General features: G+C 63.8%; 23 protein-coding genes. 7 read left to right on the top strand and 16 right to left on the bottom strand.

Annotated elements, in window-relative coordinates; translation table 11 throughout:
- Positions 1-25: 25 nt before the first annotated feature.
- From JQ591_RS29365 to JQ591_RS29290, 16 genes are all read right to left on the bottom strand, one after another.
- A complete protein-coding gene (locus JQ591_RS29365) occupies positions 26-1,060 on the bottom strand; it encodes a Gfo/Idh/MocA family protein (protein WP_211399463.1) in 1,035 nt (344 codons plus the stop codon).
- Positions 1,057-2,268 (bottom strand): class I SAM-dependent methyltransferase, encoded by a 1,212-nt coding sequence (locus JQ591_RS29360; RefSeq protein ID WP_211399462.1) that lies wholly within the window; start codon positions 2,266-2,268, stop codon positions 1,057-1,059. The genes JQ591_RS29365 and JQ591_RS29360 overlap by 4 nt, the downstream gene beginning before the upstream one ends.
- Positions 2,261-3,478 (bottom strand): class I SAM-dependent methyltransferase, encoded by a 1,218-nt coding sequence (locus JQ591_RS29355; RefSeq protein ID WP_211399461.1) that lies wholly within the window; start codon positions 3,476-3,478, stop codon positions 2,261-2,263. The genes JQ591_RS29360 and JQ591_RS29355 overlap by 8 nt, the downstream gene beginning before the upstream one ends.
- A gap of 126 nt (positions 3,479-3,604) precedes the next feature.
- On the bottom strand, positions 3,605-4,225 hold the full coding sequence (locus JQ591_RS29350) for a WbuC family cupin fold metalloprotein (RefSeq protein ID WP_211399460.1): 621 nt from the start codon (positions 4,223-4,225) through the stop codon (positions 3,605-3,607).
- Positions 4,203-4,868, bottom strand: coding sequence for a class I SAM-dependent methyltransferase (locus JQ591_RS29345; RefSeq protein ID WP_211399459.1), 666 nt, complete (start codon positions 4,866-4,868; stop codon positions 4,203-4,205). The genes JQ591_RS29350 and JQ591_RS29345 overlap by 23 nt, the downstream gene beginning before the upstream one ends.
- 25 nt (positions 4,869-4,893) lie before the next feature.
- Complete coding sequence (locus JQ591_RS29340; protein ID WP_211399458.1) at positions 4,894-5,286, bottom strand: LIC12192 family sporadic carbohydrate cluster protein; 393 nt, start codon at positions 5,284-5,286, stop codon at positions 4,894-4,896.
- Entirely contained in the window at positions 5,279-6,085 is an 807-nt protein-coding gene (locus tag JQ591_RS29335; protein WP_211399457.1) for a sporadic carbohydrate cluster 2OG-Fe(II) oxygenase, read from the bottom strand. Before JQ591_RS29335 ends, JQ591_RS29340 begins: the two co-directional genes overlap by 8 nt.
- Entirely contained in the window at positions 6,082-7,200 is a 1,119-nt protein-coding gene (locus JQ591_RS29330) for a DegT/DnrJ/EryC1/StrS family aminotransferase (RefSeq protein ID WP_211399456.1), read from the bottom strand. The genes JQ591_RS29335 and JQ591_RS29330 overlap by 4 nt, the downstream gene beginning before the upstream one ends.
- A complete protein-coding gene (locus JQ591_RS29325) occupies positions 7,190-8,296 on the bottom strand; it encodes a DegT/DnrJ/EryC1/StrS family aminotransferase (protein ID WP_211399455.1) in 1,107 nt (368 codons plus the stop codon). Before JQ591_RS29325 ends, JQ591_RS29330 begins: the two co-directional genes overlap by 11 nt.
- An 8-nt stretch (positions 8,297-8,304) precedes the next feature.
- Positions 8,305-9,264 (bottom strand): transketolase family protein, encoded by a 960-nt coding sequence (locus JQ591_RS29320; protein ID WP_211399454.1) that lies wholly within the window; start codon positions 9,262-9,264, stop codon positions 8,305-8,307.
- A 10-nt stretch (positions 9,265-9,274) separates the two neighbouring features.
- Positions 9,275-10,123 (bottom strand): transketolase, encoded by an 849-nt coding sequence (locus JQ591_RS29315; RefSeq protein ID WP_211399453.1) that lies wholly within the window; start codon positions 10,121-10,123, stop codon positions 9,275-9,277.
- Positions 10,120-11,148, bottom strand: a complete 1,029-nt coding sequence (locus tag JQ591_RS29310; protein ID WP_211399452.1) for an aminoglycoside phosphotransferase family protein — start codon at positions 11,146-11,148, stop codon at positions 10,120-10,122. The genes JQ591_RS29315 and JQ591_RS29310 overlap by 4 nt, the downstream gene beginning before the upstream one ends.
- Positions 11,145-11,756 (bottom strand): hypothetical protein, encoded by a 612-nt coding sequence (locus JQ591_RS29305; protein ID WP_249137872.1) that lies wholly within the window; start codon positions 11,754-11,756, stop codon positions 11,145-11,147. The genes JQ591_RS29310 and JQ591_RS29305 overlap by 4 nt, the downstream gene beginning before the upstream one ends.
- 5 nt (positions 11,757-11,761) lie before the next feature.
- A complete protein-coding gene (locus JQ591_RS29300; RefSeq protein ID WP_211399450.1) occupies positions 11,762-12,763 on the bottom strand; it encodes an NAD-dependent epimerase/dehydratase family protein in 1,002 nt (333 codons plus the stop codon).
- A 27-nt stretch (positions 12,764-12,790) separates the two neighbouring features.
- On the bottom strand, positions 12,791-14,362 hold the full coding sequence (locus tag JQ591_RS29295) for a PfkB family carbohydrate kinase (protein WP_211399449.1): 1,572 nt from the start codon (positions 14,360-14,362) through the stop codon (positions 12,791-12,793).
- A gap of 83 nt (positions 14,363-14,445) precedes the next feature.
- A complete protein-coding gene (locus JQ591_RS29290; protein ID WP_211399448.1) occupies positions 14,446-15,474 on the bottom strand; it encodes an SDR family oxidoreductase in 1,029 nt (342 codons plus the stop codon).
- A 162-nt stretch (positions 15,475-15,636) separates the two neighbouring features.
- Here JQ591_RS29290 and JQ591_RS29285 point away from each other — a divergent pair, with 162 nt between their 5' ends.
- The 7 genes from JQ591_RS29285 (at position 15,637) to JQ591_RS29255 (ending at position 21,104) form a co-directional block, all read left to right on the top strand.
- Positions 15,637-16,224, top strand: a complete 588-nt coding sequence (locus JQ591_RS29285; RefSeq protein ID WP_211399447.1) for an SIS domain-containing protein — start codon at positions 15,637-15,639, stop codon at positions 16,222-16,224.
- 187 nt (positions 16,225-16,411) lie between these two features.
- Positions 16,412-17,680: a class I SAM-dependent methyltransferase gene (locus JQ591_RS29280; RefSeq protein WP_211399446.1), complete on the top strand. Its 1,269-nt coding sequence runs from the start codon at positions 16,412-16,414 to the stop codon at positions 17,678-17,680.
- Between the two features lie 376 nt (positions 17,681-18,056).
- Positions 18,057-18,248, top strand: a complete 192-nt coding sequence (gene secE / locus JQ591_RS29275; RefSeq protein ID WP_007611620.1) for a preprotein translocase subunit SecE — start codon at positions 18,057-18,059, stop codon at positions 18,246-18,248.
- Positions 18,248-18,802 carry a transcription termination/antitermination protein NusG gene (gene nusG / locus JQ591_RS29270; protein ID WP_007602985.1) on the top strand — a complete coding sequence of 185 codons (555 nt, stop codon included), beginning with the start codon at positions 18,248-18,250 and terminating at the stop codon, positions 18,800-18,802. The genes secE and nusG overlap by 1 nt, the downstream gene beginning before the upstream one ends.
- 130 nt (positions 18,803-18,932) lie before the next feature.
- Positions 18,933-19,361: a 50S ribosomal protein L11 gene (rplK, locus tag JQ591_RS29265; protein ID WP_007602986.1), complete on the top strand. Its 429-nt coding sequence runs from the start codon at positions 18,933-18,935 to the stop codon at positions 19,359-19,361.
- A 6-nt stretch (positions 19,362-19,367) separates the two neighbouring features.
- Entirely contained in the window at positions 19,368-20,060 is a 693-nt protein-coding gene (rplA, locus tag JQ591_RS29260; RefSeq protein ID WP_211399445.1) for a 50S ribosomal protein L1, read from the top strand.
- Positions 20,061-20,150: 90 nt separating this feature from the next.
- Positions 20,151-21,104, top strand: coding sequence for a 2-hydroxyacid dehydrogenase (locus JQ591_RS29255; RefSeq protein WP_211399444.1), 954 nt, complete (start codon positions 20,151-20,153; stop codon positions 21,102-21,104).
- The last annotated feature ends 378 nt before the right edge of the window (positions 21,105-21,482 follow it).

Below are 21,482 nucleotides of genomic sequence, written 5' to 3'. Positions count from 1 at the left end.
ATATTGCCGCCGGACGGCGTGAAACCTAGCCGCTGACCCGCGGTTTCCAGATCGCCTCCGCAACGGCGATGTCGGCCACGGAATCTTCGCCGGACGCCAGCGGCGCCCTCTGTTCGACGATATCGGCGACGAATGCTTCGGCCTGACGCCGAAACGCCCAACTCTTGTCGCGCGACAATCGCGTACGTTGTCCTTGCTGATCGAGGACGACCTCCGCCTCCTGCTCGGCAAAAGGCGGGGGCAATTCGATGGTCAGTGCGCCCCGCTCGAACGCGATGCTCAACCCCTCGCGCCAGACGCCTTCGGATCCATTCGCGAGTTGCAGCGCGCAGGCGACGCCGTTGAAGTCGAGTGTGACGGTCGCCGCGCCCGAGGTCTCGACGGTGCTTTCGGCGACGGCCGGCGACGATCCGAGCACGTAGCGCGCGAGATTGATGATATGGCTGAACACGTTCAGAAAATTGTCGTAGCCGGGTCGCATCGCACCCGGCATCCAGTCGGGGCCGTCCTGCCAGAGCTCGAGCCCGTCCGGCCGCGCTTCGCCGGTCATGACGAAGTTGTCCTGCGACCGGCCAGTGTTGCCGCCGAAGCACCAGCCTCGTGCGCCGATAACGCGTCCAAGCGACTGATCCGCTCGAATGCGAGCCAACTCGGCTACCGCGCGCGCCACGCCGGCGTCGTGACGCTTCATGTAGCCGATGCTGTAGACAAGGTTTTGCCGCCGCGCCGCCTCGGCCAGTGCAACGGCCTGAGCCGTGGTGTAGGCCATCGGCTTCTCCGACAGCACATGGCGGCCGCTGTTCAACGCATCCAGCACGATCGGACCGGTGGCGCGACGCTTCGTCACGACGACGACGGCGGACACCTCGCTGTCCGCCAGCAGGTCCCGGTGCGTGCCGTAGATCCGCGCGATGCCGAATTTTTGCGCCGCTGCGGCGGCGAGGTCAGGCCGGAGATCCGCGATCGCGACAACGCGGCAGGCGGGATTGGCCGCGAAATTGGCGAGGTGGCACATCTGGCCGACCATGCCCGTTCCGATGATGCCAATGCCTGGCCTCACTTGCTAGGATCCCTCGAAGCGCTCCGGATGACGAGGAAATGCGCCGGCTGTCCCCAGGTGTTGATGAAAGCCGGGTCTGACTGGGTGAGGGCGGTGACCGCGGACACATCCCGTCGCGCGATCGCGCCAAAGATACGATGGAAGCTGTCGAGGGTCGCGATGATGGCGTCGACGTCGGAAGCATCGTCGGCGAGAATTTCCGTCGTCCGTATCGTCTCGCGCAGCGACGCGAGGCTCGCGATCACGCGGGGCAGGCTGGCGCCGAAGGGGTCGTCAATCATCGCATCGACATCGAGAACCAGTGTCTCGATCGAAGCCGAGATCGCGTCGACCGCTTCGGTCTTGCCGGCCAGATAGAGCTTCCGTCCGCCGAGGAAGCTCAGACGGCTGCGGCCGAGATGGCGCGCCGCGCGCCGCAGCTTCTCGTCATCGGACAGGACCTTCTTGTGCCAGTAGACGTCCAGGCTGTCGCGATAGGCGGGCCACGCCGAATGGATATCGAATCCCTGCTCGTGTGCCGCCGTACACAAGGCTCCCGCGTCGAGGAAGTAGCGGTGCCGGACGAAGGGATTTTCGAGCACGTCCATCAGCCAGGATTCGAAGCTGCGCGTATGCGGGATGCTGTTCCATTTCGCGTCGAACAGCATCTTCGCCGTTTCGAGCCCGGGACGGCCCGTCAGCACCTTGCCGGCCGCATGAATCGCCTTGAGCGCGAGCTCGAAGAAGCCGCCATAGCGCTCGTAGTAGGACACGACGGCGTAACCGTCCGGATTGAGCAGCCGGTGAAAGATGCCGAGCCAATTTTCGGTCGGCTGCACCGTGTAGATGAATCCTTCGGCATCGATGATGTCGAATTGACGTTCGCTGCGAAATCCTTCGACATCGAACGACACGAGTTCGCGGAGACGTTGGGCTTGGCTGAAATGCGCGAAGTAAGCCTGGATTTTCGCGTGCGCATGCCGGTTCGGCTCGGCGAGCGTCATGTTTGCGCCCCAGCCCGCAAACACCAGCGCGTTCTCGCCGGAATCGGGGCCGAATTCGAGCACGTCTGCGTCGCGGAACAACCGCGGCGGCAGCACCAGCTTGTCCGAAAACAACTCGCGCCGCACGCCGGCATAGGCTTCGAGTTCGGCGGCGGATTTGAAATTCCCGAACGTCGGCAGGACGTCCTGACGTTCGTAGTAGTTGAAGAGCTTGTCCTCAGCCATGCCGCGACCCTGCGGCCGCCTCGAGGCGATCGAGTTCGCTCCAGATGTCCGAGGGCGCGAAGATCGAAACGATGTGGAGCGGACGCTTCACGTTTTCGCGCAGCCGGCTGCTGACCTTGTCTTCGTTCTCCTGGTTCACGGCGAGAAGACAGACGAGCGGACCCGACTTGCCGGCGAGGTCCTCCGGCGAACGGATCGGAATGCCGGTGCCGGGCAGGAACAAGCCCTGACGCTCTTTCTGGTCGTCGACCGAGAGGTCGACGAGATCCGCGAGTCCATGGGCATTGGTGAAGGTGCAGGCGCGGCAGCCGGCGCCGTAGATGGCGATCTCGGCGCCGTTGGCGCGGGCCTTGGCGAGGATCGGGCGGAGCCGCGCGCCATACTCCCTTGCGCGCTGGCCGAATTTCTCGCCGACGCCAGCCGGCGCTGGCGGCGCCGTCACCGCGCCCGCGGCACGGCGCGCTGCGATCGCAAGGCTGCCGCCGCTGAAATTGTATTTCTTCACCGACACCGCCTCGAAGCCGTGGCGCGCCAGCAACGCAAGCAGCGTCGGCTCGGTGAAGTAGCTGACGTGCTCTTCCCAGAGGACCGAGAGGTCGCCCGCCGTCGATCCCGGCGCGAAATCAGGCACGTCGATGAACAGCAGCCCGTCGTCGCTGAGCGCGATCTTCACGCAGTCGAAAAAGTTCTCGAAGTCTACGATGTGCTCCAGCACCTGTCGCGAGACGACGAGGTCGAACTTGCCGGCCTCTGCGGCCGCGTCATGACAGAGCGCCGGGCTGATCATGTCGGCATAGACCTTGATGCCGCGCTCGCGGGCGATCTTGCCCGACACCGGGTTGGGCTCGACGCCCACCAAAACCCTCGCACCGCGTTCGCGAAGCCTGTCCATGAACAGGCCGTCGTTGCATCCGATCTCGAACACGGATTGATGGTTCGAGAATTTGGCGATGGTATCGAGCTCGTCGACCTGGTGCGGCTCCGGCTTCCAGCTGCTGAAATTGTAGTTGAACTGCCGATACAGAATGTCGGGATCGATCGGCTTGACGATCTGGGGCAGGCCGCACTCGCCACACGCCAGCACCTCGAACGGATACCGTTCGTCCTGTTCGTCCCGGCTGTGCCGAAGCCGATGTGCTATCGGCATCTGTCCGAGGTCGATGACCGGGCGCAAATTGGTCGAATGGCAGAGGCGGCAATGATCGGTCACGGGTTTGGCTCTATGCTGGAAAAGCAAGGAAAGATCGCCGCCTCGGGCGGTACGCCACGCAGTTGAAGCCTATATAGCGCCACAGGTCGTGCCACAATTCTTAAGTTGCCGCACCGGGATCCTCGATCAGTCACGGCGGACTCCTCGAGCAGCGACGGCGGTTGAAATCTTTGGCCTCGCCAGATGCTCCGCGGCGAGCGCACCAACCTTCGTGACGTAGTCCTGGACCTCGGCGGCATCGCTGCCCTCGGGAGCCCAGTCGGGAAATGCCGTGCGGGAGGGATCGAACGGACCGGCGGTGGTTTCGTGAAACACCAGCCATTCCGAGGTGATCAGGATCGAGTGGAACACCTGCTCGGGCATCCGGTAATAGCAGCGCTTGCCCTGGCCGTAAGGCGCCATCTCGAGCACGTCGCGAATGCGGCCGTCATCCTCGAAGATCACCACCTGCGCGGTGCCTTCGATGACGTGGAACGACTCGGGTTTGCCAAAATGCTTGTGAGGCCGCACATAGGCCTCGCGATGATGCACGATCAGCATCTCGTGCAGGCCGGACGAGGGATCGGGATGCGTGCACAGCCGGCTGCGCAGACGCGGATTGCCTGCGGCGATGCGCTTCAGTTCCGCGATCGTGGCGTCATCCGCCGTGACGATGGCGTCGTCCGAATAATACACTTCGGGATTTTGCGCACGCAGCGAAGTCGGCCGGCGCAGGCCCGCTGCATCACTCGAAGAAGATGAACCCATGGTCGCCCCGGTACCCGCATTTGTCGTAGATCCAGGCCCACGTTTCCGGACCGTGGAAACTCAGGCAAGTGAGCTGCCAGTAGAGCAGGTTCGCCTTCTCGCGCTCGTCGCGGAACGATTCCACCATCAGATATTTCGAGGCGCCACGCCCAACGCGCTCGATCTCCGGCACGGCGCGGAAGACGTCCTCGAGCGGAAGATTGTGGAGCACGCCGAGCGATACCACGAGATCGAAGCTGTGGTCGGGATAGGGGAGCTCGACGGCGCTGCCGACCTTCAATTGCGGCCGCACCTCCTCCTTGGCGTTGGCGATGCCATAGTCGGAGATGTCGATGCCGGCGATCGTGAGGCCGGGGACGAGCTGGGTGAATTCGTAGAGCAAATAGCCCTTGCCGCAGCCGACATCGAGCACGCTCATCCCGGGCTTGATGCCATAGCGGTCGATCAGGGTCTGGGCGAGCGGGCGCCACCGTCCGTCGTAGCGGTAGCCGCCATAGCCATAGCGGCGGTCGCCGTCCCAGTAGTCGTGTCCCCATTGCCGCGCGACAGTGGCGGATTCCGCCTTGTCGTGCTCGACCACCCGCTGAACGTAGTTCCGCTTGGTCGATGCGTGCATCGGCTGGAGCAGGTTGATCTCGGTCATTGTCTCCAACCGGTCCGCGGCATCGTCACAGGATGGTCGCGAATTTGTTGACGAGCAGGATGTCCTCGACGGCCTGGATGCCGTCGCGCGACGACAGTGTGATCTCCTCGACGGCGGCGTGCAGGTCGCAACCTTCGCTCAGCACGCGGTCGTAGATTTCCCGCCGCCGTGCCTCTTCGGGCGGCAGCATGAAGATGCTGTAGAGAATCAGGCCACGCAACCGCGGCAGCTCGTCCAGGATGTCCTCGAGCACCATGTAGCTGCCCTGCATGGTGTGCTCGGCGGCGCTGAGCAGATAATGCAGGTTCTTCCGCCGCGCGTAGTCGCGGATCACGATGTTCTGGACGTGCTGCGGGGTACGGCTGCCGTTCAGCGGCCGGGCGCCGATATAGCCGCGATGGCCGGCTCGCTCAGCCATGGAAGCCTCCCGGCAGCTTGTATTGCATGCCGACGCGTGTCGCCGGGCGCAGCAGGATCGGTTCGAAGAATTCGCCGAACCGCTTGTCCGCGTAGGGCGACATGATGCTCTTGAAGCGGCAGTTCATGCTCCAGCGCGAGCCGGCTTCCTCGTTGATGCGATTGCCGTGCATCAGGGTCTGGTTGAACAGCATCACGTGACCGTAGGGGATCTCGATGAAGGTCGCGTGCGGCTCGATGGTCTTGTAGAGTTCCTCGGCGCTGCGCAGGCTGGCCATGCGGTCCTGCATGTCGCCATTCAGGGACGGCGGCAACAGGTACATCGATTTGGTGCGGTGGACGTCGACCAGCGGGACCCACACCACGACCTCGAACGGCGAGTCGCCCGACCAGACGTCGGAATGGGTGGCGAGGAGCGACGAATCATCGCCCGGCAGCTGGATGCTGAGATTGACGCGGCGCTGCATGCAGAGCTCGTTGCCGACGATGGTCTCGATCGTCGAGCGCGCCAGACGGAAATAGGTCGGCCGGAACCAGGGCTCGGCGTTGAGGCCGTTGAAGACGTGCAGCCGCAGGCCGTTGAGATCATCCACATTTACCCGGGTGTGGATGGTGTCGAGCATCGCATAGGGATCGTTGCCGTGCGGCAGCTTCAGATAGTCCGCCGCGAGATCGGCGGCGCGCCGCTGGATCCGGTCGAGCCCGGCGCGATCGTCGGCCGGCGTGGTGACGAAGCCGTCGTCGATGAAGCGTTGCGCCAGCGCCTGCTCATCGGCCTCGAGGAAAGCCGTGTCCGTCATGCAAAATACTCCCGGGCGGTCGCGCAAACATAGCTGATGTCCGAGGCCGAGAGAAACTGGTTGATGGGAAGCGTGAGGATCTGATCCGCCTGCCGTTCGGTCACCGGGAACGCGCCGCGGCCGTGACCCAGATGCGCCGCCGCCTCCTGGAGGTGGATTGGTACCGGATAGTGGATCGCGGTCTCGATACCCTTGTCGGCAAGATATTTCTGGAAGTCGTCGCGACGGTCCGTCTGCACGACGAAGGTGTGGAAGGTGTTGAACTCGATGTTGCGGCAAACCGGGATGAACAGGGGAAGGCCGGCGAGTTCGGCGCGGTATTGCGCGGCGTTGCGGCGCCGGCGTTCGATGACAGAGGGCAGGTGACGCAAGCGAATGCGAAGCACCTCGGCCTGGACCGTGTCGAGGCGTGACACGATGCCCCATTCCTGGACGTCACTGCGATTGATCAGGCCATGATTGCGCAGGCGGCGAATTCTCGCGGCAAGCCCGGCGTCGGCGGTGACGACGAAGCCCGCGTCGCCGGCGGCATTGAGGTTCTTCAGCGGGTGGGCGGAGAAGCAGCCGAACGTTCCGATGGTCCCGCTCATACGCCCGTCATAGGTCGAGCCGACGGCCTGCGCGCTGTCCTCGATCACGGCGAGAGCGTGTTTGGCCGCGATCGCCATCAGCGGGTTCATGTCGGCCATGCGCCCGGTCAGGTGCACCGGCATGATCGCCCTGGTCCGCGAGGTGACGGCGGCCTCGACCGCGGCTGGATCGATATTCTGGTCCGGCAGCACGTCCGCAAACACCGGCGTGGCGCCGACGGCGATGATGGCGGCGGTCGATGCCACGAACGAATTCGGCGGGGTGATCACCTCGTCCCCGGGACCGATGTTGAGCGCCCTCAAGGACAGGATCAGCGCATCGGTGCCGGAATTCAGCGTCACCACGTGCGGCGAACCGAGATAGGTGGTGAGCTCCTCTTCGAGCTTCGCAACGGCCGCGCCGCCGATGAAATCGCCGCGGCGAAACACACCCTCGACCGCCTGCATGATCTCAACGCGCTCTTCCTCGAATTGCGCGGGAAGATTGACGTAACTGATGCGCCGGCGCCCGGTGTCAGCGTCCATGGCAGAACTTCCGGACGATCTCGATGACGCGGTCCTGCTGCGCCCGTGTCAGATGTTGGTCGACGGGGAAGCTGATGACTTCCTGGGCATGGCGGTCGGTGACCGGGAAGGTGCCCGGCGCGTAGCCGAGGTGCTTGAGGCCTTCCTGCTGATACAGCGGGATGGGATAGTGGATCTTCGCTTCAATGCCGTTGTCCAGGCAGTATTTGTAGAGCTCGTCGCGGCGCTCGGCGAACACCATGTAGAGATGGTAGACGTGCTTCACGTTGGGCCGGCGCGGCGGAACGCGCAGGCCGGGCAGGCCGGCAAGGCCCGCGTCGTAATAGGCCGCGTTCTCGATCCGACGGCGCGTGATCTCGCTGGTCTGGCCGATCAGCCAGTTGCCGACCACCGCCTGGAGGGAATCGAGCCGCGAATTGCAGCCGAGGATCGCGATCTCGTCGCGATTCTTCATGCCGTGGTTGCGGATCAGACGAAGCCGCTCGTTCATCCCGTCGTCATTGGTGACGACGACACCGGCATCGCCCCAGACGTTGAGGTTCTTGAGTGGATGCAGGGAGAAGCCGGCCGCGATACCGTGGGTGCCGGACCGTTTTCCCGCGAACTCCGACAGGATGCCCTGGCAGGAATCCTCGACGACGGGGATGTTGCGACGCTGGGCGATCGCCATCAGCTTGCCCATGTCGGTGACCTCGCCAGTCAACTGAACCGGCATGATCGCTTTGGTCTTCTCCGTGATCGCGGCTTCGACGTAGTCGACGTTCATGCAGAAGGAGTCGTCGCAGTCGACAAGCACCGGCGTCGCGCCGGTCTCCGCGATGGCGCCGACGGTGGCGATGAAGGTGTTGGCGGCGGTGATGACCTCGTCGCCATGGCCGATGCCGAGCGCCTTGAGCGGCAGCTTGAGCGCATCGGTGCCCGATCCGACGCCGATGGCGTGACGCACGCCGATCAGCTCGGCAAAGCGCCGTTCGAATTCGGCGACCGGCTTGCCCAGGGTGAAGTCACCGGTCGCCACCAGTCGGCCGATCTCGGCCAGGATCGGTGCCGGGTCGGAGAATTGCTCGAGCAGATAGGAATATCGAACGTCGTGCATGGGGCCCGTCAGGTGGAATGAAGTTGAGGATAGGACGTGTGCGAGGCGGTGAGCGCGCGCTCGATCGAGGTCGCAATGGCGTCGGCGGAAAGTCCGTGCTTCTTCAGCAGCGAATCTTGCGATCCGTAATTGTGCATGAACCGGTCCGGCAGCGACAACCGCAGCATCGCGGGCAGGCCAGAGCCGAGCTTGTCGATCAGCGCCTCCGCGACTGCGCTGCCGAGGCCGCCGGAGGGCACGTGCTCCTCCAGCGTCGCCACGAGCCTGGTGCCCCGGATCGCTTGCAGCAGCGCCTCGGTGTCGAGGGGCTTGACCGTGTGCATGTGCAGGATGCCGGCACGAATGCCCTGCGCGGCCAGCAGGTCGGCCGCAGCGAGTGCGCGCTGGAGCATGATGCCTGTCGTGATCATGACGACGTCGCCGGGCGGCCGCATCAGGATGGCCTTGCCGATCTCAAAGCCGTGCTCGGCCCTCGAGACGACGGCGTCGCCACCTTTGCCGAGCCGGATGTAGATCGGCCCAGTCCAGTCGAGCGTTTGCTCCATCAGGCGCGCCGCTTCGTCGGCATCGCACGGGCAGACCACCGTCATGTTCGGCAGCGCCCGCATAATGGCGATGTCCTCGATCGCCTGGTGGGTGGGGCCGAGCGGCGCATAGACCAGCCCGCCGCCATTGGCGATCAGCCGTACCGGCAGATTGTGCAGGCAGAGATCGACGGCGACTTGCTCGTAGCAGCGGCGGGTCAGGAATGTGGCGATGGTGTTGACGTAGGGCACGAAGCCTTCCATCGCGAGACCGGCCGACATGCCGATGATGTGCGCTTCCGAAATGCCTTCGATCAGGTGGCGCTTGGGAAACTCCTTGCTCATCGCGCGCAAGGTGCCCGCGCCCGGATCGGAGCCGATGTAAAGCACACGCTCGTCGCGCGTGGCGAGCTTGTGGACCATGTTCATGGCGGTGTTGCGCATGGGGGGCCGATCAAAAATCGCCGACGGCGACGCGGATGGCGTCGAGCTCGCTGTCGGTCAGCTTGTTCTTGTGATGCCAATCGGCGTTGGATTCCGCGACCGGCAGACCCTTGCCCTTGACGGTATGGCAGATGATCGCGGTGGGTTTTCCCGGAACGGCCGGGACCTGCTTCAGGACGGCGCGCAGGGCGCCGACGTCGTGGCCGTTGAGCTCCTGGACGGCAAAGCCGAAGCTGCGCCATTTGTCCGCGAGCGGCTCCAGCGGCAGGACGTAATCGGTGGGGCCGTAGCTCTGCAGCTTGTTGTAGTCGATCAGCGCGACCAGATTGTCGAGCCCGTGCTTGGCCGCGCCCATGGCAGCTTCCCACACCGATCCCTCGTTGATCTCGCCGTCGCCGAGCAGGACGAAGGTGCGGTAGGTGCGCTCGCGCATGCGTGCGGCGAGCGCGAGGCCGACACCGATCGACAGGCCGTGTCCAAGCGCGCCGGTCGACGCCTCGACCCCTGGCACCATTCCGTATTCGGGATGTCCGCCCAAAATGCTGTCGGGGCCGCAGAAGCCGTCCAGCTCCGACAGCGGAAAGAAGCCGCGATCGGCGAGCAGCGCGTAGAGCGCCAGACACCCGTGTCCCTTGCTGAGGATCGCGCGGTCGCGGGCCGGATCGCGCGGGTTGTTCGGATCGATCCGCAGCACGTCGTCGTAGAGTACGCGGACCATCTCGATCAGCGACAATGCCGGACCGACATGTCCGCGTCCGGCGGAGCGGACAGAAGCGAGGACCAGTCGGCGCAGATAAAGGCTGCGCTCGTCCAGCGTGCAGGTGAGGGCGGCTTCAGCGTGGGGTGAGATCTGGATCACGTCGGTAAATCGGTTGGGCGAATCGTCTGGTGAAGCCGGCGGGCTTTGTCGAGCTGACCGGCGAGGCGGATCGTAACATCGCCACCTTGCGCAGCCATTGCGCGCCGGGAGCGGCTGTCCGGCAAATAGGCGTTCAGGACAATCAGGCACCAGATTCCCTTGAACACAGGATACAGTACGTCCCGGCGGATCGCAAACGCGTCATCGCCCGCCTCGAAGGCGAGCGACAGCCGTTCGATCAAGCGATTCGCGCTCGCCTCCGGCAGGTCGCTGCCGGGGTGAATGGCGGTGTCGGACACGAGCTTGACCGGATCGTCCCAGCCGAAATATTCGAAGTCGATGAATCGCAAGCACCCGTCTTCGGCGCGCAATGCGTTGTGCAGTCCGAAATCGGACGGACTTAGCGCGCGATGGCCGGGCGCAAGGTCCGCTGCGGGATCCCGACGGAGTTCCGCGTAGCGCCGGCGGAGCTGCCGAATCGCGACGTCAGTGCTGGGAACCAGGCTGCCTTCGATGAACGCGCGCAGGTCGGGATGATTATCCGAAGCTCGCCTCAGTCCGTCCAGACGCTGCTCGTACTGGGCAATAGCGGCCTCGGGCGAAAAGATGCTGGCTGAGGCGTTGCGCAAATTCTGCGCGCCTTCGGCGTCGCGCAGTTTCTGCAGCCCGATGAGGAAATCGGCGAGCTGGTCGGCGTCGTCCCCCTGGGGCCGCAGCCCCGCGGGCTCGCCGTCGAACCATTGGTACAGCGCGCAGAACGCATCCGCGTCCTTCGCGACCGGCCGCGGCGTCGACATGATGCCGTGGCGCGCCAGGAACGAGAGTGCATCATACTCCTGTCCCAGGCGATCGCGTCCGTCGGACGGATAATGCTTGAGGGCAAGGGGCGGTCCCTCCGCCATCTCCAGCCGAAACACCCTGTTGTTGCCGCCGGACCGTGCCGGCTGGGCGGCTGCGACACGCCCACCGGCCAGGCGGCTGCCGATCGCCATCGCATCCGGCGCGGTGATGTCGGTCTCGCTCATGCCGCAAACACCTCGCGGCGGATATCGGCCCATGTCGCGATCGGCTTGCAGTGTTCGGGGTGGGGAGGCTGTGACCGCGTGAACAGGATCGATCGCGTGGCCTTCGGAAAATGCGGTTGCTCGAATACGTCGACGAGATCGTCGATGAAGACGTCGAGCTCCAGGCTCGCGAGCCGCTCGACCTTGGCGGCCAGCGTGTCTTCGAAATAGACGTCGCCGATGGTCAGCGCCGCATCCGCAGCGTCGATCAGGCTGGCTCCCCGCAGCCAGCTGCGCGCGGCGTCGCGCAGGTCGGTGCAGTCGGGGTCCTGATGACCGAATCGGGTCTTGTGGCTGACGATGGAGACCTTCGCACCGGCCTGCCTGCACGCCGCCAGGAATTCCCGCACCCCCGGATAGATTTCGGCGCCGCCAATTCCCTTGCCGTAGACGAAGCCTTGCAGTCCTTGCCAGGCGAGCTCGCCGCCCGCGCGGGACCGGAGATGATCCCGTACGTCGGTCTTCAGCCCCTCCCACCCCTCCGGCACCAGCCCACGCTGACGTGCGACGGCGGCAAAGACCTTGTCGTAGCAGATGATCGTGTTGTCGAAATCGATGCCGATCCGCACGCCGCTCACTTCAGGCTGATGTTCTGCATCATCTTGATGTTGAAATACCGGGGGTCGTTGAGCGAGTTCGGTAGGCGGCCGCCCTTGAAAGCGTCTACGAGGCCAGACACGGCCTGCTCGATCGTGTGGGACGGCGCAAAGCCGAGCTCGCGGCGGATCTTCTCCGAAGAGACGTGGTAGGAGCGGAGATCGTCGGTCGGCTCGACGACGACGTCGACATTGCTGCCGACCACCGACTTGACGATGTCGGCGATCTTCATCAGCGAGTGGTTCTCGTAGCCGATATTGTAGGTCTTGCCGTCGATCTTGGCGTCGTCCTGCTGGAGCAGGAACAGATAGGCCGCGGACATGTCCTCGATGTGCAAATTGGGCCGGCGCTGCGATCCGCCGAACACGCGGATGCGGCCGGTGTTGACCGCGAGATTGGTCAGGATGTTGACGACGACGTCGAGCCGCTGTCGCGGTGCGTAGCCGCAGACGGTGGCGGGACGAACCGTGCAGGCGACGAAACCGGACGCGGCCTCGTCGGCAAGGTCGGTCTCGCACATCGCCTTGAACTTCGAGTAGTCCGTGAGGGGCTCGCAGGACAGATCCTCGGTCACCTCGGCCTCGTCCTTGATGCCGTAGACGCTGGACGAGGAAGCATAGATGAAGCGCTTGATGCCCGCCTTCTTGGCGGCGCGCACCATCGGCCGGAAGCAGTCGTAATTGATGGACTTGCCGAGCCCCGGGTCCAGCTCGAACGACGGGTCGTTGGAGATGCAGGCGAGGTGGATCACGGCGTTGTTGCCGCGCAGGGCCTCGTTGATCGCGGCTTCATCACGGATGTCGCCCTTGATCAGGCGCAAATTGGGATCGCTGCGGACGGCATCGAACACGTCCTCGCCATACATGAACAGGTCGAGCACGGTGACCTTGTGGCCGGCGGCGAGCAACTGGGGAACCAGCACGCTACCGACATAGCCGGCACCACCGGTGACCATCACATTCCATTTTCGACCAATCACTATCGTTCTCCAGTATCTACCGTCGCGCTACTTCAACAACGCGGTGACGAACTTGACCAGCGGCACCTTTTCGACCGAGCTGCGGTGGCCGACGATCCCGACCTTGATCGCGCCGGCTGCGTTGCCGATGAAGGCGACGTCCTCGATGTTGCCGCCGGCGGCGACCAGCGGCGCGGTGATGGTCAGGAAGGCGTCCCCCGCGCCGACGGTGTCGACGACGGTCTTGGTGAAGGCGGGAACGCGCGTGACACCGGTTTTCGACGAGAAGGGGTAGCAGCCGAAGGAGCCGTGCGTGATGATCATGTTGTCGCAGTCGATCTTGCCGTGCAGGCCGGTCTCGATCACGGATGCGATGTCGCTGAACTTGTCGGTTGCCGCCAGGCGCGCTTCCGGTGCGTCGATGCAGATGTAGTCGGCCCGCGGATACCTCGTGATCAGGTTGTAGCCGTGATTGCCGCTGTTGCTCTGGGCATTGACCGCCAGGAACCTGGAGTTGGCGATCAGGGTGTCGATCGTGCTCGCCGCGATCATGCCGTGACCGAAATCGGTGACGATCACCACGTCCGCGCCACGCACGCGATCCGTAGCGATACGGTCGATCTCCTTCCGATCGGCCTCGTCGAGCGGCGTGTCGTCCATGGTGTAGACTTCGAAGAGCTTGTGCAGGTATCCGAGTTCGACGTACCGCGATTTGCGGGTCGTCGGACGGCCCTGAAGGCGGATCGGCGTCAACGTGACATTCGGGCGGACATGCGCGCGGATGAACTCCTCAGGGTAGTCGTTGCCACCCAGCGTCGTGACGATCTCCACCGACTTGCAGAAGCTCGCGACATGATTCGCCGCGGCAATGACGCCGCCGGCAAATTGCTCGCCGCTCTTGAACTGCGTGGCGACGATGTTTTCCTTCGAGGCCTTTCCGAGCGCCGTGACATACTGGTATTCGTCGATGATGGTGTCGCCGACCAGCACGACGTGCATGTCCTGCACCTTGTCGATCAGCTTCAGCAGGCGTTCGGCGCCGCCACCTTCACGGACTTTTTGCAGGTAGTCGCGGAGTGGAGGATCGTAGATGTCGAAATACCGGTTCACCAGCGACGAGGAGCTGAACGTCACGTCACGGGTGAAAACGATTCGTCCGCCGTGACGCTCGACGGCGTCGCGCTCGGTCCGGATCTTGCCGGTTACGTCGTCTTCGGGGTTTTCGTAGTCGGACCCCTTCACATAGATGTCCGGCCGCACCGTATCCAGGATCGGCTCGGCGCTGGAGGTGTGATTGATGCCGACCCAATCGACGTTCGCGAGCGAGGCCAGCATCTCGGCCCGCATGTTTTCGGGGAAGATCGGCCGACCCGGTCCCTTGTTGACGTAACGGTCGGCGGTGATCGTCACCATGACGACGTCGCCCTCGTTGCGCGCCGCCTGGATGTGTCTGATATGGCCGAGATGCACGAGGTCGAAGACGCCGTGACAGAGTGCAACCTTCCTGCCCCGCGCTTGCGCGGACCGCGCGATCTCGCCCAGTTCCTCGATCGACTTGATCTTTTCGTGCGCCGCCAGTTGGTCGCTCGACGCGGGATTGTCGGTCGGAAGATTGCCCATGTGAATAACCCAAAGCGCCGCCCGGCCTCAGCCGGACGGCCCGGAATTGATCGATTCGGGGCAACGATACCCCGCGAACCTGTTCACTGGCTTGCCTTCTGCGGCGCGCCGGACGCCGCGTCGTTGTCGTCACCGAGATATTTGAACCAGCCCTTCGTGGCGTCCGCGATCTTGTCCACTGTCCACAGCGGCGCGTCCTTGTACTGATCCATCGACTTCAGCATCGTCGCGACGCCGTCCTCGAATTTTACCTTTGGCGTCCATTTCAGGATCCGCTTGATCTTGGTGATGTCGGCATAGGTGCAATCGGGCTCGCCGGGACGCTTGGGAATGTGAACCTTGTCGCCGCCGAGAAGCTCGACCAGCCGGTTGACACTGTAGGTGTTGTCGGAGCCGACGTTGAAAATTTCGTTCGAGACCTCGGAGCGCGCGGCGGTCACGAAAGCGTCGGCGACATCGCTGACGAAGGTGAAGTCGCGGGTCTGCTCGCCATCGCCGACCACCGTGAAGGGCTTGCCGGCGAGCTTCTGCGCCATGAACACGCCGAACACGGCGCCGTAGGTGCCCGTGGTGCGATGGCGCGGCCCGTACACGTTGAACAGGCGCAGCGCGACCGCGGGCAGCTTGTAGACCTGGCACCAGTGCATGATGCACTGCTCGCCGAGATTCTTGGTGAGGGCATAGGGATACATCGGCCGGATCTCGGCGCTCTCCGGCGTCGGATAGACGTCGGGAATTCCGTAGCAGGACGACGACGCGGCATAAACGAAGCGGCTGACGCCCGCCTGCCGTGCAGCCTCGAGAACGTTGACCGTGCCGTCGACATTGGCGCGGTGATACGGGATCGGGGACTCGATCGAGGGAACGATGTCGGCCAACGCGGCGAGATGGAACACCCAGTCGATGCCGTCGAAATGTGGCTTGATCGATTCGCGTTCGGTGACGTCGGCTCGCACGATCTTCAGCCGACTCGAATCAGTGCGCGAGGACAGATTTTCGGGGCGTCCGATCACGAAATTATCGAGCGCAACGACCTCGTGACCGTCGTCGAGGAGGCGATCGACGAGGTGACTGCCGATGAAACCGGCGCCGCCGGTAACGATGCATTTCATAGGAACATCCGTGCTGCGAATGCCCAGCGAAACAGGCCCGCCAATGTTGAGTGTAAGGTGGAAACCGAATCGGCTGCTGATAGACTTTGAAGGTATTATACCTTTGCAATCCTTGGTGATAGCCGGTATCAGGGCGTCATGTTGCCGTCGAGCTGCTAACCCATGCCTGTTGAGCCCATCGATCCCGATCACAAGGCTTTCCTCGACGATTATGTGGGACGCCTCCATCGCGCGACGGCGATTGACAACGGGGTTTGCGCCAGGATTTCCGCCACCCGCACGGCCTGGTTGCGCGCGCGCGAGCAGGGCGGCCGCGTCATCTTCATCGGCAATGGCGGCTCGGCCGGCATCGCTTCGCATCTCGCGATCGATCTGGCGAAGAACGCATTGGTGCCCGCACTCTGCTTCAGCGATGCCAGCATGATGTCGTGCCTTGCCAATGACTACGGTTTCGAGGACTGGCTTGCGCATGCTGTGCGGCTGAGCGCCCGCGCCGGCGACTGCCTCGTCGCGATCAGCTCGTCGGGACGCTCGAAGAACATTCTCAATGCGGTCGTGCAGGCGCGGAAGATGAAGCTCGATGTGATCACGCTGTCGGGCATGAACGCGGAGAATCCGCTGCGCAATCTCGGCGACGTCAATTATTACGTCGACAGCCGCAGCTACAACATCGTCGAGACCGCGCATCAGTTCTGGATGATGGCCGCGATCGACCTCATCATCGGTCGCGCGGAATATCCGGCGTCCTGAGGCGGGCATCCGATGCAGTCGCGATTGAAGCAGGCGGGCTATTTTCGGTGAAGCTGCTGCTGTCGACCGCCGTGCTGGTGTACATTGAGCGCGCCACCCTTGACTCTCTTGACCATTGCCGTCGATCTGATCACCACGGGGTGAGATTGCCTCACCCGCTCGCATGTCCCCGTTTTCCGGTCCTACGATGAAAAACCTGTTCTACGTCCGCCATACCTGCCGCCTCTGTCATTCGGACAAGCAAGAGCTGGTCGTCCCGATGGCAGGCATGCCGATCGGGACGCCGAACTTCCAGGTACCGAACGCCAGCGTCGAGGATCCCGTCTTTCGGGCCGCGGTGCCGATGGCGCTGCACCTGTGCGCAGACTGCGGCCACCTGCAGATTCTCCACGTCGGCAATCCGGAGATCCAGTACCGAAACTACGTCTATACCACCTCGCTCTCGCTTGGCCTGCGGGAGCATTTCGCAGGCTATGCCAACGACGTCGTCAGCCGGTTCGCGATCGCGCCGGGCTCGCTGGTCGTCGAGCTCGGCAGCAACGACGGGTCGCTGCTCGGTTTCTTCAAGGAACGCGGCATGCGGGTGCTGGGTGTCGATCCCGCCGTCGACATCGCGCGGCGTGCGACGGAAGCGGGAATCGAGACCATCGGCGATTTCTTCACCGATGCCATCGGTCGCCGCATCCTGCAAAGCCACGGCGCGGCCAGCGTCGTGATCGCCAACAACATGATCGCCAATGTCGACAATCTCGATCCGCTGGTGATCGGGGTTCGCGACGTGCTTGCGCCGGACGGGCTGTTCGTTTTCGAAACGCAGTATGGCGTCGACGTCACCGAGAAGAACCTTCTCGACACCGTCTATCACGAGCATCTGTCGTATTTTAACATCAAGCCGCTGACGCGCTTCTTCGCGCGACTCGGCATGGAAGTGATCGACGTCCAGCACATCGAGACCAAGGGCGGCTCGATCCGCGTGACGGTGCAGCGTGCCGGCGGCGCCAAGAAGCCGTCCGTGCAGGTCGCACGCTTCATCGCCGAGGAAGATCGGCTCGGCGTCGACCAGCCGGCCTATTATGTGCCCTATGCGAAGAGGATCGCCGCCATCCGCGACGAGCTGGTCGCGATGGCCGATGCTGCTCATGCGCGCGGCCAACTCGTGGCCGGCTACGGCGTCTCGGTCGGTACCACGACCCTGCTGCCGCAGTTCGGCCTGGAGAACAAGATCGACTTCCTGGTGGACGACGACCCCAAGAAGGGGAACGTGATGGCCGGCCCGGGATACGACATCCCGATCCTGCCGCCCGCCGCCCTTTACGAGCGCAAGCCGGCGTTCGTCGTCGTCTTCGCCTGGCGCTATGTGGACCCGATCCGGGCCAAGCATGCCGGCTATTTCGCCGAGGGCGGAAAGTTCGTTGTGCCGTTGCCGGGCATTTCGACGATCGACCGGGCCGACTGACCTTGAGGGGTCGCCAAAGGAGCGGCAGGTGAGGGGGGCGCCCCGGTGGGGTGTTCTGCAAGGAACCGGCTGAGGCCTTGGATGGCTCTTTGCAGGCGGCAGATAAGCCCTTGATCGCCCTGGTCTCTGCTCGGTCGTCCGCGGAGGTCGGTTTACCCTGGCGGGCCCTCTCTATCTTGACCTTTGGTCCCATCCGCAGTAGATACCGCGCACTCGCAGCCGGCCCGTTAGACGCGGATTTCCGGCGCGGCTTTGAAATCCCCGAACAATCGAGCCCGATTTCCGGCTCATCCTTCGACAGAGGGCTGGGCCAACGGCGGCTGTTCGGATCCCTGAAATTCATTCGCGTCTGTCGACGGACGTTGGACATCAAACGATGGCAGTCAGCCCGTTCAAGTTCTTGCAGGAAGTGCGCTCGGAGACCGCCAAGGTCACCTGGCCGACCCGCCGCGAGACCACGATCACCACCATCATGGTGTTCGTCATGGTCGCCGTGGCCTCGATCTTCTTCTTCGCCGCCGACCAGATCATCCGCTACCTCATCACCTTCCTTCTGGGCATTCACTGATGGCAACAGCAACGGCTCAATTGTCTGACAAGCGCTGGTACATCGTCCACGCCTATTCGAACTTCGAGAAGAAGGTCGCCGAATCGATCCGCGAGCAGGCCAAGCAGCGCGGGCTCGAGGAGCTGTTCGAACTGGTGCTGGTTCCGACCGAGAAGGTCACGGAAGTGCGCCGCGGCCGCAAGATCGACGCCGAGCGCAAGTTCTTCCCGGGTTACGTGCTGGTGAAGATGAAGCTGACCGACGAGGCGTTTCATCTGATCAAGAACACGCCGAAGGTGACCGGCTTCCTCGGCGCGGAAAACAAGCCGATGCCGATCTCGGAAGCCGAGGCCATGCGCATCCTGCACCAGGTGCAGGAGGGCGTGGAACGGCCGAAGGCGTCGGTGTCGTTCGAGATCGGCGAGAACGTGCGCGTGGCCGACGGCCCGTTCGCCTCGTTCTCGGGTGTGGTCGAGGAAATCGACGAGGCGCGCTCGCGCGTGAAGGTCGCGGTGTCGATCTTCGGTCGCGCCACGCCGGTCGAACTGGAATTCGGTCAGGTAGAGAAGGTCTGATCGGGTAGGCGCGAGACTTCGGTCTCGCGCAACAAGAGGCCGTGGGAGGGAGAGGGCGGTTGCCAGCCGCATCCGACCCAGACCACGAACCTGAAACCGCCGGTCCAGGCCGGCCCAACAGGAGCGTTACATGGCAAAGAAAGTGACCGGATACCTGAAGCTTCAGGTCCCGGCCGGTGCGGCGAATCCTTCGCCCCCGATCGGTCCCGCGCTCGGTCAGCGCGGTCTCAACATCATGGAGTTCTGCAAGGCGTTCAACGCCCAGACCCAGAAGGAAGAGAAGAATACCCCGATCCCGGTGGTCATCACCATTTATGCGGACCGTTCCTTCACCTTCGAGATGAAGACGCCGCCGATGTCCTTCTTCCTCAAGCAGGCTGCCAAGATTCAGTCCGGCTCCAAGGCGCCGGGCCGTGACAAGGCCGGCGCGGTGACCAAGGCGCAGGTGCGCGAGATCGCCGAGAAGAAGATGAAGGATCTCAATTGCGATTCCATCGAATCGGCCATGAAGATGGTCGAGGGCTCTGCCCGTTCGATGGGTCTGGAAGTGGCGGGGTAAGCGGTCATGGCAATCGGAAAACGTTTGAGCAAAGCCCGCGAAGGTGTTGATCGCGAAAAGCTTTATCCGCTGGCGGACGCCATTAAGATGGTCAAGGAACGCGCGAAAGCGAAGTTCGACGAGACCATCGAGGTCGCGATCAATCTCGGTGTCGATCCGCGTCACGCCGACCAGATGGTCCGCGGTGTGGTGACCCTGCCGAACGGCACCGGCCGTACGCTCCGCGTTGGCGTGTTCGCCCGCGGCGCCAAGGCCGACGAGGCCAAGGCTGCGGGTGCCGATGTCGTCGGCGCCGAGGACCTGGTCGAGAAGGTGCAGAACGGCACGATCGATTTCGACCGCTGTATCGCAACCCCCGACATGATGCCGCTGGTCGGCCGCCTCGGTAAGGTGCTCGGCCCGCGCGGCCTGATGCCGAACCCGAAGATCGGCACTGTGACCATGGACGTCACCGGCGCGGTGAAGGGTGCCAAGGGCGGCTCGGTCGAGTTCCGTGTCGAGAAGGCCGGCATCCTGCAGGCTGGCGTTGGCAAGGCCTCGTTCTCCGAGGAGAAGCTGGTCGAGAACATCAAGGCTCTGGCTGACGCTGTCTCCAAGGCCAAGCCGGCCGGTTCCAAGGGCACCTACATCCAGCGCGTTGCGGTGTCCTCGTCGATGGGCCCCGGCGTGAAGGTCGAGCCGGGCACTATTCTCGGCTAAGGTTCGTAAATTGCATGAGGCGAGGGGCGGAATTGGGCAACCAGTTCCGCCCCTCGTCGTTTGTGACGGCGTTCACTGGAAACAAGAACAATGACTGACAAGGTCCTGATCTACTCGCGCTTTCCCAAGACGATGATGGCGCGCTTCGCCGAGCGGTTCGAGCTGCTCGACACCGGCGGCAAGCCGGCGCGCGAGGTGTTTTCGGCCGACGAGCTCGGCGGCATCCGCGCGGTGCTCACCGCCGGCGGCACGCCGCTGGGCGCGGAGGCGATGAACCTGTTTCCGAAGCTCGGCGCCATCGTCTGCTACGGCACCGGCTATGACGGTGTTGACCTGAAGGCCGCTGCTGCCCGCAACATCGCGGTCGGGCATAGCCCCGGCGCCAATGCGGCCTCGGTCGCCGACATCGCGATGACCCTGATGCTTGCGGCGACGCGGCGGCTCCTGGTTGCCGACCAGTACGTCCGAAGCGGCGACTGGGCCGCGTCAAAACCCTCGCCGATGATGCGCCCGCAGGCCGGCATGCCGGGCCGCCGCATCGGCGTCTACGGCATGGGCGAGATCGGCCGCAAGATCGCGGCGCGCTGCGCGTCCTTCGAGAGCGAAGTCGGCTATTTCAGCCGCAGCAGGTACGATCTGCCCTATCAATATTTCCCGACGCTGGAGGCGCTCGCCGACTGGTGCAGCGTGCTGATGATCGCGGTCCGGGCAGGGGCCGAGACCCAGCATGCCGTCAGCGCCGATATCCTCAAGCGCCTCGGGACGGACGGCTATGTCGTCAACATCTCCCGCGGCTCGGTGATCGACGAGAAAGCCCTGGTCGCGGCGCTCACCGAGAAGACCATCGCCGGCGCCGGTCTCGACGTCTACGACAAGGAACCGCACGCCCCGGACGCGCTGACGGCGCTGCCCAACGTCGTGTTCGCTCCCCATCTCGGCGGCCACACCCTGGAATCACACGTCGCCATGCAGAACTGCGTGCTGGCGAATCTGACCGCGTTTTTCGAGGGCAAGCCGCTGCCTTACGGGGTCAAAGGAGCCTGAATCGGCCCTTGTCGGCCCGGGTCAAGCGCCAGCGGCAACGGATTGGAACTGGTGTGAATTTTGCTCTTGGCAAGCCGGCCCCGAGCGGTTAAAGAACCGCTTCCGGACGTGCCGGCCTCGGCTGGCGCGTTCGTGCACGCATTCCGAAAACAAGCGATGGAGATCATTCTTTTTCAGGGCGTCCGTGAGGATTTGCCGGAAAAGGAGGGAAACCCGTCGGGTGTGGGATGCGGGCAGAGGTCGGGCGGTTCGCCGGCTGACCTTGTCCTGTCCAAGACTGCAGGCGCCCGCGAGGAATTTCGATTTCTCAATGGCTTAATCGCATGGCCTGCATAGACGGGTGAAGACCGGATTTCACTTCGTGTCCGCCTTAGGGTC

Origin of the sequence: Bradyrhizobium canariense (genome assembly GCF_018130465.1) — a bacterium.
GTDB lineage: Bacteria > Pseudomonadota > Alphaproteobacteria > Rhizobiales > Xanthobacteraceae > Bradyrhizobium > Bradyrhizobium canariense_C.
This window is presented reverse-complemented; position numbering and strand designations above follow the sequence as displayed.

Excerpts from the sequence above, each read along its gene's own strand:
- JQ591_RS29285 (WP_211399447.1), top strand. The coding sequence starts at position 15,637 with ATGCCTGTTGAGCCCATCGATCCCGATCACAAGGCTTTCCTCGACGAT.
- JQ591_RS29295 (WP_211399449.1), bottom strand. The coding sequence starts at position 14,362 with ATGGGCAATCTTCCGACCGACAATCCCGCGTCGAGCGACCAACTGGCG.
- JQ591_RS29255 (WP_211399444.1), top strand. The coding sequence starts at position 20,151 with ATGACTGACAAGGTCCTGATCTACTCGCGCTTTCCCAAGACGATGATG.
- JQ591_RS29340 (WP_211399458.1), bottom strand. The coding sequence starts at position 5,286 with ATGGCTGAGCGAGCCGGCCATCGCGGCTATATCGGCGCCCGGCCGCTG.
- JQ591_RS29280 (WP_211399446.1), top strand. The coding sequence starts at position 16,412 with ATGAAAAACCTGTTCTACGTCCGCCATACCTGCCGCCTCTGTCATTCG.
- JQ591_RS29350 (WP_211399460.1), bottom strand. The coding sequence starts at position 4,225 with ATGGGTTCATCTTCTTCGAGTGATGCAGCGGGCCTGCGCCGGCCGACT.
- JQ591_RS29345 (WP_211399459.1), bottom strand. The coding sequence starts at position 4,868 with ATGACCGAGATCAACCTGCTCCAGCCGATGCACGCATCGACCAAGCGG.
- secE (WP_007611620.1), top strand. The coding sequence starts at position 18,057 with ATGGCAGTCAGCCCGTTCAAGTTCTTGCAGGAAGTGCGCTCGGAGACC.
- rplA (WP_211399445.1), top strand. The coding sequence starts at position 19,368 with ATGGCAATCGGAAAACGTTTGAGCAAAGCCCGCGAAGGTGTTGATCGC.
- JQ591_RS29320 (WP_211399454.1), bottom strand. The coding sequence starts at position 9,264 with ATGCGCAACACCGCCATGAACATGGTCCACAAGCTCGCCACGCGCGAC.
- JQ591_RS29335 (WP_211399457.1), bottom strand. The coding sequence starts at position 6,085 with ATGACGGACACGGCTTTCCTCGAGGCCGATGAGCAGGCGCTGGCGCAA.
- JQ591_RS29290 (WP_211399448.1), bottom strand. The coding sequence starts at position 15,474 with ATGAAATGCATCGTTACCGGCGGCGCCGGTTTCATCGGCAGTCACCTC.
- JQ591_RS29325 (WP_211399455.1), bottom strand. The coding sequence starts at position 8,296 with ATGCACGACGTTCGATATTCCTATCTGCTCGAGCAATTCTCCGACCCG.
- JQ591_RS29310 (WP_211399452.1), bottom strand. The coding sequence starts at position 11,148 with ATGAGCGAGACCGACATCACCGCGCCGGATGCGATGGCGATCGGCAGC.
- JQ591_RS29360 (WP_211399462.1), bottom strand. The coding sequence starts at position 2,268 with ATGGCTGAGGACAAGCTCTTCAACTACTACGAACGTCAGGACGTCCTG.
- JQ591_RS29330 (WP_211399456.1), bottom strand. The coding sequence starts at position 7,200 with ATGGACGCTGACACCGGGCGCCGGCGCATCAGTTACGTCAATCTTCCC.
- nusG (WP_007602985.1), top strand. The coding sequence starts at position 18,248 with ATGGCAACAGCAACGGCTCAATTGTCTGACAAGCGCTGGTACATCGTC.
- rplK (WP_007602986.1), top strand. The coding sequence starts at position 18,933 with ATGGCAAAGAAAGTGACCGGATACCTGAAGCTTCAGGTCCCGGCCGGT.